This window comes from Paenibacillus sp. MER 99-2, from assembly GCF_023714095.1.
In the GTDB taxonomy this organism is placed as follows: Bacteria; Bacillota; Bacilli; order Paenibacillales; family Paenibacillaceae; genus Paenibacillus.
On the sequence record NZ_JAMAUZ010000003.1, the window covers coordinates 82,795 to 96,466 of the forward strand.

At 46.2% G+C, this 13,672-nt stretch carries 2 protein-coding genes; both read left to right on the forward strand.

Features of this window, described 5'->3' with window-relative positions:
- The first annotated feature begins 407 nt into the window (after positions 1–407).
- A complete protein-coding gene (locus M3636_RS15465) occupies positions 408–7,232 on the forward strand; it encodes an Ig-like domain-containing protein (RefSeq protein ID WP_251383114.1) in 6,825 nt (2,274 codons plus the stop codon).
- 214 nt (positions 7,233–7,446) lie between these two features.
- Entirely contained in the window at positions 7,447–13,656 is a 6,210-nt protein-coding gene (locus tag M3636_RS15470) for a DUF7601 domain-containing protein (RefSeq protein ID WP_251383115.1), read from the forward strand.
- Positions 13,657–13,672 lie beyond the last annotated feature (16 nt).

The following is a 13,672-nucleotide window of genomic DNA, read 5'->3' on the forward strand; positions in this document are numbered from 1 at the left end:
TCCCACCAACAGATTACATGTTACCGTACCTTCACTTACCCTGGAAGCCCCTTCAGAAACGATAATATGAATCTATATGATTTTGTTCAGTTTTTGTTCAGAGCGAATGAGTATACTAGATTTCGCAATTCATTCTCGAAATAGGAAGAAGGTCATAAGAGCTGTGAGAGTTATTTGATGAAATGCGCAGATGGTAGGTGAAAAAGGTGCTTACGCTAGCTGTTTTTGGGAACACAGAACTATATTCCTAAAGTCATCTACTTTGCTAGAAACGTACATGCATGGAACTAATCTGAATTACGGTATTCATAACTAGACATCTAGCTTACATGAACTGGAAGCGGATTCAGAAGAATCTATCGTGGAAGTTGTACGTTTAAATTCTAATCTATACGGAGGCATGAAGTATGAACAAAGGCTTCACCAAATTGATTTCAATTGTGCTTACGGTGTGTCTGCTATTGGGGATTAGCGGTCTATCTCCTTTGGTTGGCTCAGTAGCTCATGCGGCTAGTACTCCGACGATGTCGGAGACGAACTATGGCCCGTACCAGGTCAAATTGACTGCTGACCCAGTGACAGATACAGCACCTAGCGGCTTTGGTACGGCCGATTCGGATGGACGAATCTGGACAGACAAGAGTGTAACGGCGGAGAACGACGGCAGTTTCAATGTGAAGTTATCTGCATTGGCACAAGAATATAAGACGATTAATACGACCAATCCAGGAGTCGGTGGAACTAGTACTGCTAACGGACCGGCAGCGGACGTCACTTTTGTTTTGGACATGAGTTCCTCTATGGGAACTTTGAACGGCAGAGAAATAGCGGAAACAGCGGGTGGACCAGGGGTTTACTATCGTGTGGAAGCTATGGCCAAGGCTGCGAATGATGCAATTCGCACAGTGATGGACGCAAACCCCAAAAACCGTGTTGCGGTGTACTGGTTTGGTGGAGCTGCTAATTCGACCCATCTGGGAACGTTTATGGAACTAGGTCATTACGAATTTAGTTCAGGTCATGCAGCAGAAGATTTTTTGAAGTATGACAGTTCAAACCAGAACATCACGTTGAACAGGAATCTAAACAAGGATGGCAGTACTGTTGGATCACCATCGCCAGTTTCACTAGGGGGAGGAACACCAACGCAGGATGGTATCATGTATGGTCTTTCCAAAACGATGAGCAATGTGGGAACCAAGGGAACAGGACCTAAGCGTCAGCCTTATATATTCCTGCTATCGGATGGGGCTGCAATTCATGCGAAGAAAGCATGGTTTTCTTCACCAAGTGCTATATCGTTCGAGACCAACTATAACAATGCATTAACCGATGCCACAACGATTGCAAACTATACTCAGAGTGCAAATGATAACGCAAAGTTTGTGCCAGGTAGAGCCTCTGACGGTTTGAGTTTGGCAAGTACAGGAGACCCTGAGATCGCTGCATTAACCATTCTCACGGGAGCCTATATGAAGGATCTGATCGATCGTAGATACACGACCTACAATGAAGGAGAGTCGACTCAGGCAAAAGTATATACGGTGGGATTAGGATCCTCAACAGCGATTAACGGACCTTCTGGTACTAAGCCTGTCTACGCTTGGGCGGGTTTGGATCCGAAAAGTGTCAAAGATAATAAAGACAGTGATTTTAGAAACGGCTCAGCAAAGAGTGCCTATAACAGCTTGCAGACCTATGCAGCTCAAGGGCCGAGTGGCTTTAACTATGCAGATGCATTTGTTTACAGCAATTATTATACATTCGCTCCGACGTATGACATTGTCAGTTCAGCCTTCGCTGGATTGGCGAACGATGTAGAAGCTACTACAACGATACTTCCGCTTCTCAACATACCGGAGACTACCGATCTTGGCTCTGAGACCGCGGATATCGCGAGTGCCATCGTCGTTTCGGATGAAATCAGCAATGATTTTACTGTCGATCTGTCCACGTTGAAAATTGGGGATGCCGTTGCAACGGTGGACACAAGTACGGCGATCTCCGGCGGTACAGCATATAAGTTTGCTGGATACGGGAGTCGAGCCGTGATCAAGACGGTGTCAGGCGTTAGCAGCTTAACTTGGTATATCGATGCAAGCGATATGCAGCCACATATTTACCGCTTTAAGAACCGGACGAATCCACAGTCGGGGGAGTACAGTCCTCCAGCAGAAGGTACTTTTAAGCTAAGCTATAACGTTAAACCGACATTTCAGGTACCACCGAATAATGTAGGTGAGATAACTCGCTACCTTAATTCGGGTAACGACACCGATGGGGCTAAAACAGCAGCATATTTCTTCCCACCGACCGACAGTCCGTATTACGATGCCTTAAAAAGTAAGCAGACGGTATCCAAAACGAACGGAATCGGTGCAAGCTACGTTAGTGAGGAGTGGCTGAGCGATACAAAAGCCACGATGAGACTGGGGAACAACGGTAAGCTTGATTTGTTAATGGGAATTGACAAGTCAGGGCCGGCAACGGTTCAGACCAACGGATCTATAGACTATAAGGTTACAATTTATAACTACACAGATACGGATAAAACAGGTCTTAGCGTAACAAGTGACGGTCAGACACAAACGGGGATTGATGTTCTCTCGAATGACAGCAAGGAGCTCACCTTTACGATAACCGCACCAGGCACGCCACAGACTGTAACTAGTGGTACGGCTGTATTGTCTGGCATTGGACTTGTATCTAATACAGTTACTACCGATGTAACGAATGTGACAACAGCTGTAATCAACACACATGTCATCGGAGATAACGGCGGTACGACTACAGGAGACAACACCTATAACATTGGTGACCTAGCTACAATTACAGCAATCCCAATGCTCGGTTATGCATTCGTAGGATGGTATGACAACCCAGCAGGGTCAGGTAATCCTGTAAGTACGGATGCAGAATATGATGTAACTGTTCAGACAGATGAAGACTATTATGCAAAATTTGTGATGATGCCATATGCCGAAAACGACAGCTATAGTGTCGTAAGAGGAGAAACGCTCACAGTTCCGGCGAGCGAAGGCATCTTGGTTAACGATTCGGATGGCGAAGGGCGTTCGCTCACAGCGGAAAATGTTAGCACTCTTAGCGATCCAAGCAAGGGCACGCTGACTACTGTAGATCCTGACGGATCGTTCATATTCGTGGCCGATGATGAAGCGTCCGGTACGGTGACGTTTACGTACCGAGCCGATAACGGCATCGTCAAATCAGACGTAGCCACAGTAACGATCACGATTACTCTGCCCGTGGCTACGCATGAGCCTATCGCAGAGAATGACACTTATCGTGTAAAAAGGGGAGAAACGCTCACAGTTCCAGCTGAGACAGGCATACTCTCAAACGATAGCGATGATGAGAATCATCCACTTACAGCGGAAAGAATCAGCACCTTGAGTGATCCAAGCAAGGGCACGCTGACTACTGTAGACCCTGACGGCTCGTTCACATTCGTAGCCGACGGTGAGGCGTCCGGTACGGTGACATTTACGTACCAAGCCTTTGATGGAACTGCCTATTCAAGTGTAGCGACGGTAACAATCACGATTACCGTACCCGTTGCTACCCATGTCATTGGAAATGTTGGTGGTACGACTGCCGGAGATGGTGACTATGCACTTGACGAAGTAGCAACACTTACGGCTAGTTCAAACGACGGATACACATTTGTGGGATGGTATGACAACGAAGCAGGTACAGGCACTCCTATTAGCACGAACACGACATATACGTTTACGGTTACATCAGCCGGAGAGTATTACGCCAAATTCAGAGTATTACCTTTCGCTCAGAATGACAGCTATCGAGTTGTGAGAGGGGAGACCCTAGATGTTCCAGCCGAAACGGGCATTCTAGCGAATGATACGGCTCCAGGAAACGGTACACTCACAGCTGTGAGTATCAGTTCACTCAGTGATTCAAGCAAGGGTACCTTGTCGGTCAACAATGATGGATCTTTTTCATTCGTTGCAGATGATGGAGCATCGGGTAGTGTGACATTCACGTATCGAGCCTCTGACGAAACAGGTCAGTCGAACGTGGCTACAGTGACCATTACAATTACTATGCCAATCACAACACATGTCTTAGGCAATGTTGGTGGAACGACTGCGGGTGACAATACCTACGGACTTGGCGAATCAGCAACACTTACGGCGACTCCAGCCACTGGTTATGCATTCGTAGGATGGTATGATAACGAATCAGGAACAGGTACTTCTGTAAGTACGAATGCCACATATACATTTAACGTTACATCAGCTGGAGACTATTATGCTAAATTCAGTTCTTTACCTATTGCCGAGAATGACGGCTACCAGGTTGTTAGGGGAGGTAAACTGACTGTTCCTTCGGCAAACGGTATTCTAGCCAATGATACGGTTGTAGGCAATAATACACTCACAGCCGTGAATATGAGTCCAATTAGCGATCCAAGTAAAGGTACGCTGACTGTAAATACGGATGGTTCATTCACGTTTGAGGCGAAAGAAGACGCGTCGGGCAGTGTGACGTTCACGTATCAAGCTTCGGATGGCGTAGGTGAGTCAAACGTAGCCACGGTGACGATCACGTTTACCAATCCGAGTATTAACGGAACGGTGATTGATAAGAAAACGGGAGATCCGATATCCGATGCGACAGTGATTTTGCGTGATCTTGCAGGGAAAGAGAAGGGACGGGTTACAACAGGTTCAGATGGTAAGTACAACTTCGATAATGTTGTGATCAATAAATATATTTTAGAAGTCGTTAGTAATGAGTATAGCCCCGCTCATAAAGAGGTTTCAGTATCTACAGTCAACGGCAATGCGAACGGCGTTGTTACCGAGGACTTTGAGCTCGTCGAGTACAAAATTACACTGACAGCTAACCCATCATCCATACTCGGGAATGGTACAGCGACATCGGTCTTCAAGGCGGTAGTGACTGATATCGAGGGTCGTCCTCAGGCTGGAGTTCAAGTTGTATTTGATGTGCCAGATACGATGTACGGTCATTTTACAGGTAACTCGAATACGGTGAGTGTCTCAACGGATGCACAAGGGATCGCAACTACAACGTTCACCGCAGGAACCCTTGGAGGTACAGATCCAATATCTATACCGTTGACGGCAACGGTTGATGATAGTCAAAGAGGTCTCTATGCGAGTGATACCATCTATATTACGTTCACTCCAGGCGTTATTACGGGTGTGGTTACAGACTCACTGGGTCATCCTATAGCAGGTGCAAGTATTACAGTAAGTAAAGATTTTGACGGTGACGGTATTGTTGATTTTCATGCTGTTGCAGTTACTGAGTCTGACGGAGCTTACACCATAGCTATACCGAAGGGCAGCGAGACATATGATGTCTTCATTACCAAACCCATTGAGATTGGTGGCAAGAAAACGTCCGTTACGTTTCATCAGAGCGTACCGGTGAATGCCAATATTGATGGACAATCCTATAAAGCGAACAAAACGGTCTCGGGTGTTGTTTTGATTGGATCGACCCAAAATGGTACTTCTGCACTCAACGGAACGGTAGGCGGAGGTTATACCATATCGCTAACCGATGGCAATGGAGCCCATACGGGCTCGATCGACCCGAATGGCGTATTTAATATCGACAGTGTGCTGGATGGTAGCTATATTGCCGATGTCATCTACAACATTCCGCTGCCAGAAGGTGGAACCAAGCCTGTTGTTATTGGTCACACGAAGGTGGAGATCAGTTCAAATGGTCAAATCAGCATCAGCGAGGTACTTATTGACCCATATGGTACGATTACCGACTCCGTTACGGGTAATCCAATACCAGGTGCAGTCGTTAAGCTTCATTACAGCAACGGAACAGAAGTCATCTTGCCACCTGTGAACGGCTTCCCGCCAGCGGATAATGCTAACCCACAGACGAGTGATGCAACAGGACAGTATGCATACATGGTATTTCCGCATACAGATTATTATTTAACAGCAACCAAGGCAGGATATAAGGATTTTGACAGTAGACTTGTTGACCCAAGTCAGCCACTGATTCATGTGGGTACGGAGATTGTGTTGTACGACTTTAGCATGACGCCGCTGTCTTCATCCAGCGGAGGGGGTTCTCCAATTGGAACACCAGCTCCACCAGTGGTGACAAATCCCGTTACACCGCCAATCGGCACGACACAGCCTGCTGAGCCGGCAACAGGAACGGCAGATTCGATTGACCTTGCTACAGCGATTCTTGTCGATAAAATGAAAGTCAGAGAAGGCGATACGGTAATCTTCACGGTGATCTATGCCAACAAAACCCTGACTGAGGCAGACAATGTTTATGTTAAAGCGAATATCCCAGCAGGAATGAGCTTAGTTGACGCAAATGGCGGTGTGGTAACAGGTCAAGAACTGAAGTGGACGCTAGGTAAGCTGGCAGGAGGCACGCAGGGCAAACTGACGTTCAAGCTGAAGATTAATGAAATGAATGAAGGCGAGAACTATGCTGCCATAACGTCTTCCATTGGTACAGATAGTAAGCTTAAGCTTATGAATGTACAGGACGACACATCCTTGATTAAAGTGATGATGTATTCTAACCGTTACGAGCATCAGCATGATCGGTACATTATGGGCTACCCTGATGGTAATGTGAAGCCTGAGAAGCTCATTACTCGTGCAGAAATTGCTGCTATTTTTGCCCGTACCCTTAAGTTGCAAGATGAGGTTCGACATGTGAAGCTGTTCGATGATGTTGCTACAGATTACTGGGGTGCTGAGTATATCGAAGCAGTGGCCAATAAAGAAATATTTAAAGGCTATGCCGATCATACGTTCAAACCAGATCAGCCCATTACAAGAGCAGAGCTAGCAACAGCTATCGCCCGCTATCTTGGCGTTGCGAAAGAGCTACAGATCGATCCTATTTTGAAAATAAGCTCGTTTACCGATATTGAGAAGAACTGGGCAGAGCAGTCCATTGAGGAAGTGTTCCGCTTCGGGATCGTATCAGGTTATAAGGATGGATCCTTCCAGCCTGGAGGTCAGCTCACCCGTGAGGAAGCCGTTAAGATGATTAACGGTATGCTGTACAGAGGTCCTCTAACGGGAGTTGAACCTTCATATCCAGATAACCGTCAGGATAAATGGTCATTCGGACAGGTTGAGGAAGCAACAAGAACGCATACGTATCAAATTAATGAAGATGGATCTGAAACGATGATCAAGTATATCCCAGAAGATCTATGGTAATCTTGGTTCATTAATAAGAAGAGGCAATCCCTTTGTCAGACAGAGGGGTTGTCTTTTTTGTTTAGGTTTTGTATAGGTCTCTACATTAGAATGATCGAATATGCCATTGAATTGGCTCATTTTGTCACTTTCTGAGTGTAAGAGATCAGGGGAGAACGTACATAAAGTGGCAGACCGTAGCTGAAATTTTTTAGAAGTGGAGGAGATTTCGATATTGAAACACAAACGCAGTATAGGTAAAACGATGCTATCGATCTGCTTGGCAATTATGCTTGTCTTGCAAACTGTAGCGTTCCCTGCTGCTGCATTGGCGAATGACGATTCCGGCTCACTGAGCGTAGTCGAATCACAATCGACGTCAGAGGTGGTGGACGACGCAACAGGCGAGCTTCCATCAGACAATTCTTCCTCGGAAGCGGAGGAAGTGAGTGATCCGTCAGATGAAACGTCGGAGAACAATCTGCCGCCAGCAGAAGAAGAAGAAGAAGCAAACGATGCAGCAGAAGAACCTTCTTCAGACAGTCCAACGTTGACACCTGAGGCGGAGTCCAAGCCGCAAGCTAATAGCATGGTGGGGCTAATGGCCGTCGATCCATCGGACAAAACAGCAGTATTCATGGATGCAAATGCAATCTTTCCACTGAAAGTAACGCAAGGAACTGAAGTTGCTCCAGGCGGTACCATCCAGGGGAGACAGGCATTTACCCTTACATCAGAGGGGCTCAAAGTGCCGGTAATGGGTGACTATGTTGGTACACAGGATCAGAACGATACGACGAAGTACTTGCAGAAGGGTGACTTTATTGAGCTAAAAAGAGACACCTACTTCAAGGAGGTCGTTCTGCCAACAGCGACCAGAACCTTGAATGCCACTACTGAAAATGGTGTGAAACAGCTTGGTACCGTTTATTTCACTCCGAATAGCATCCGGATTGTATTTAATGGTGATGATCTGTTTTTCAATGGTATTGGTAAAGCGGTCACATTCAGCTTTGATACCACGGCCAATTCGGATGTAACAGGCTTGAATTACGGTGATAGCAAACCGATCTCGATTTTTGGTGGAGCATACCAGCTAAAAAATCCGGATGTTACCCCGGCTTATAGCATTACGCTAAGCTCACCTGGAATGGTGAGATGGGATCAGTATAGTTATCGTGGAATTCAACCAGCACAATTTGTTGAAGGTGCAGTTACTTGGCAGTCCAACGTATCTTCAAGTGATAAGTTTGATAACACCGTTAAGCTGCCGTTAGACGGAAAGGTATTTTATACGAATCCCTCCGTTTATAATACTGGCTTCGGTAATGTTCAAGGCATTTATATGGAGGACTCATTCAAGGTTAATGATCAGAATGTAACTCCAGTCATTGGCGCAGATGGATCACTGACATACACATTTCCAGAAGGAACAGGTCTGGATCCAAAGGTTGAATATAAGACTTGGATTCCTAAGGAAGCTTATTATTACGAATATCGTACTCCGCCAGGCAACCTTGGTCGAAGTCACCGGGATATGCAGGGCAAAGTGGAACTGAGACAGGACGCTACGATGTTAGTGAATACAGCACTAGAGATTTCTTTTGCTCCAGACTGGATTCAAGCATCTGCCTCATATGACCACTCGAATGAAATGATCACATGGAAAGTTGTCGTTAACCAGTATAACAAAAGAGGACTACAGGACTTTACCATCACCAATGTACTTCCTGCAGGGCTGGAGTTCACCTCTGCTACATGGCAGACAATGGTAGATGGCAATGCATCAGAGGTGCAGGCTATTGTACCAGATGCGAGCGGGACTTATTCCTTTGGAGAAATTAACGGTAGAGTAGAATTGCTGATTCAAAGCAAGGTCATTAGCGGTTCGAACTTCCAGATCACGCCTCGTACCAACTGGAATTTGGCTACACCAGGCGGCATACAGAACAATAACGTAACTGCGGGTACAAGACCTAGTGCGGTTACGGATGAGGCCTCCGTCACGGTTGGCGCACATGCGTTTACCAAAACAGGTGCTGTATCGACAGAGGATTACAATCTGGGCGGAATTACATGGACGGTTAATCTTAATCCACAGTATGCATTGCCCAATGCTGCCGTATACGATGTGCTGGTGCATGGCGGGAATTTGAACGTTTTGGACAATGCTATGGATGAGACTGGTGAGGTGAGTGCTGACACTATTGCCAAGATTAAAGGAAACATCAATAACGCGCAGCTTTGGAGTAAATATCAGGAAGGCACGCTAAAGACGAATGCAAGCGGTCTGACCATGAAAAGTATTCCTTTAACCGTAGATGGTAAAGTAGTAGCGGATTTAATCAAGGTGACTGGATACACCGAAGCAGCAGCATCCTTCAGCTTCCGTGCACTGGAGACCAACACGGATGTCCTTTTCAAACAGGATATTAATACAGGGAAATCAATCTGGAATCGGGCTTTACTGATTGATGGTGAGACTGTAATTCAAGCGCAAAATAACGCAAACCTTCACCTTCGGATGTTAAACAAGGATATGCTCTATGCGTCGAAGCCATTGAAAGCAGATGGCACGCCGGAGAATGTTAGTCCGAATAATGTGGGGAGCTACATTCGAAACGATAACAATGATGCATGGACCATTTCTGGCTATGACAGAATTACCAAGACGGTTACATTCCGTTTAGGGGTCAATATGCCTGGTTATAACACAGAAGAAATGGCTAAGGACGGCGGTAATCGAGTTATTAGCAATATTAAGCTAGTGGATACGTTGCCCGAAGGCTGGGAATTCGTACCGTACTCCGAAGGTAAGGATTTCGAGCTATGGAAAGGATTCTCGGACAATAGTTCGGGAACAGAATATGGTACTAGAAACGATGCAAGAACTGTGATTGAACCGGGCACAGCTGCCCACGTGGTAAACTTCTCCCATAGCGGAAACGTAGGAACGTTTACCTTTTCGAAATTAGAAAGTCCTTATATCATTTTGGTCAAAGCAAGACCTTCCAATGAAGCTCTTGCGCAATATATAGAGGATTACACTACGAATGGTACTGATAAACAAGTGATGTACAACAAAGCCGACCTACATATGACCTGGGGCGGAGAAGAGAAGGTTGTTACGGAACAACGTAAGATTATCGTACCTATTCAGACACTAGGCAAGTCGGTAACTAAACCTGTTCCAGGCGTACTGGAGTGGACGGTAAATTATACACCACCATTCAACATGCAGCAGGGTGCGTATTTACAGGATACGCTAGGTGCAGGTATGAATCTGCGTTATGAGGTAGATGGAAAGCTTGTGCTGTCAGCACCAAGCATGGCGGTCTATCCGGCTACACTGACTGCTAGTGGTGCTCTCGAGCGAACTGGCGCTGCACTCGATCTTAGTGATCCGAATGCTGAAGTCCAGGTAGAAGCTGCGCCGGGAGTGGATGGCACTACTGTTTTGTTATTCAAAATGGACGATCCGAACAAGTTCTATCAGTTTGTCTACCAAACCGAGGTTGACCCGACTACAGCAAAAGCTGGAGATAAAATGGGCAATGAGGTTAAGCTTATGGGCGATGATAAGCTGAAATCGGTTAGTGCCAGAAGTGAAAGCACGCTGGACAGTTCAGACGTAGCTGGTACTTCAACCTCCAATGCGCTCTTGCCTTTGAGGAAGGTAGATCCGAACAACAATCCGTTAAAAGACGTGGAATTCACACTTTACAAGAAAAGCAACGGGGATCGCGTCACTGATGGCACAACGAATAGTGAAGGGAAACTGAATCTACTCATCCCAGACCCCGGATATTATGAGCTGAAGGAAACGTATATCGATACAACAACATGGTTGCCTATGACCAAAATTTATCAAGTGTACGTTGGCAATACACCTGGTAAACCAATCTGGGTAGACGGCATAAAAGTGAACTCTGAACTTCCACTGATCGTGCCTACGCCAGCACAAGGTAAGTTAACGATCAACAATACAGTGCAAGGAAACGGAAGTGATCCTTCCAAGGTATTCGAATATACTGTGAATTTCGATGGTGAAGGCAAGGATGAGGAGTATGCCTACACGAAGTCAGATGGTACCTCTAGTAAGATCAAGAGCGGAGATAAAATTACGCTTAAGCATGGGGAATCTGTGACGCTTGCAGCATTGCCTGCAGATCTTGTGTATACCGTGACCGAGGCTGATTATACGACTAGTGATGGCTACACCACTACACCAGAGACGAGAGAATATTCTGGCACAGTCGTGAACAAAGGCGATCATAAGGCAGATTTCATCAATGAACGCATCGTTAACAAGCTGACCATCAGCAATACAGTGATGGGCAATGGCGGTGATCCAACCAAGGAGTTCGAGTACACCGTTATCTTGGAGGATGCGGGTAAGGATGGAAGCTACACTTACGAGAAATCAGATGGCAGTACAGGTATGATCAAATCCCGTGATACCTTCAGACTTAAGGATGGAGAGACACTGGATCTGGTGGGTTTACCTAAACATCTGAAATACACCATTACCCAACAGGATTACACAGACGATGATTACGTGACCAATCCTGAGGAACGGTATTATACCGGAGTGATGGACGGCAAAGATGAAGTAGCGCCATATACGAATATCCGTATGTTAAAAGGTGGCCTGCTCATCAGCAACACTGTTAAAGGTAAAGATGATGACAAACAGAAACCGTTCACGTACACCATTACCTTCACAGGTGCAGGGGCGGACGAATCCTATGTATATGTGAAGTCAGACGGTAGCACGGGTGTTATCCGTAACGGAGATACCTTTGAGCTTACTGATGGACAGACACTCGGTGTACAAGATCTTCCGACCAATCTGGATTATACAGTAACCCAAGAGGATTACACGACAGATGGTTATGTGACAGATCCGGGAAGCTTTGTCCGTACAGGCACGATTCCTGAGAAACAAGTGTCCAGAGCAGATTATGTAAATACTCGTCCGTATCTGGAAGGCATTCTGCGTAACAACAATACAGGAGAAGTCATTCCTAATGCGCCAATTACAGTAACTGATCTGAAGACAGGTGAGAAGATTCAGACAGTGACGAATGAGAACGGTGAGTATGCAGTTCCAGCTGTGGCAGATACGGACTATACCATCACGTATACGAAGCTGTATCGCGTAGGTGGTAAGGATGTACCTGTCGAGTTTACGCAAAAAGCAAATGTAGATGGCAGCGTGACGGACGAGACTGTTCCAGCCGACATTACGGCAGTAGGAATTGTACTGTTCAAGCAGTTGAATGGAACAACAGAGCTGTTCAACGATGAGTTTATCAGCCATATGCATATCTATTTGAAGAACAGTGATGGTACGTATATTGAAGAAAATGGTCGTCCTAAAGCATTCCCGATGGCTTCAAATGGAACGTTCTCCGTGGAAGGGCTAAGCGAGCAGAAGTACATCATGGAAGTTCGTTATGAGTCGGAGACAGGCGAAGAATTGCTCCTCAAAGTCGCACAACTGGATGTTAAGGCGAACGGAGAGCTTAATATTTCCGAGGAGCTAGTTGATCCTTACGGTACGGTTTATGATGAAACGACCGGAGATGCGACTACTGGCAAGAAAATTGAAGGAGCCATCGTTACACTGTATTATGCGGATACACAGCGGAATCGAGATAAAGGTCGTATTCCCGGTACAAAAGTAACCCTTCCTGCGGTTCCTAATTTCCCGCCGCACGACAATAAGAGTCCAGAGCAGGATAGCGATGCCAATGGCTTCTATGCGTACATGGTGTTCCCTGAAGCAGATTACTATCTGATCGTAACGAAGGATGGATACGAGACACACCGAAGTGATACGATCTCAGTCGATTTCGACATTGTCAGATATGATGTGCCTATGAGACCTATTCGTTCCAGCGGTGGTAATAATGGAGGCGGTGGAACAACTAACCCAGGCAACGGAACAAGCGATCCGGGGAATGGAACAACTGATCCGGGTAACGGAACGACTAACCCAGGTCAGGGAACAACCGAGCCAGTTCAAGGAACGACCGAACCGGTCAATGGAACGACGGAGCCAGTCAACGGAACTACAGATCCGATCAATGGAACGACAGATCCAGTTCATGGCACCACCGAGCCAGATCACGGAGCTACTGATCCGGATAACGGCACTATCGATCCGGTTGATGGAACGCCCGAGCCAAGTAACGGAGTGACTAATCCGGTGAGCGATAATACCGACCCAGATACAGGTACGACAAATCCGGGCAAGGTTAATAACGACACCGACAATGGTAACCATGAAGTTAACAACGTCAGCAACGAGCTGGACGATGCTCCGAAAACGGGAGACAACAGCGTAACGCCTATGATTTATATGGCACTAGCTCTGATGTCCTTGATGACGATTGTGCTCTGCCTGTTCGGTAACAAGAAGAAAAAACATTTTCAATGAATTGGAAAGGCGGTAA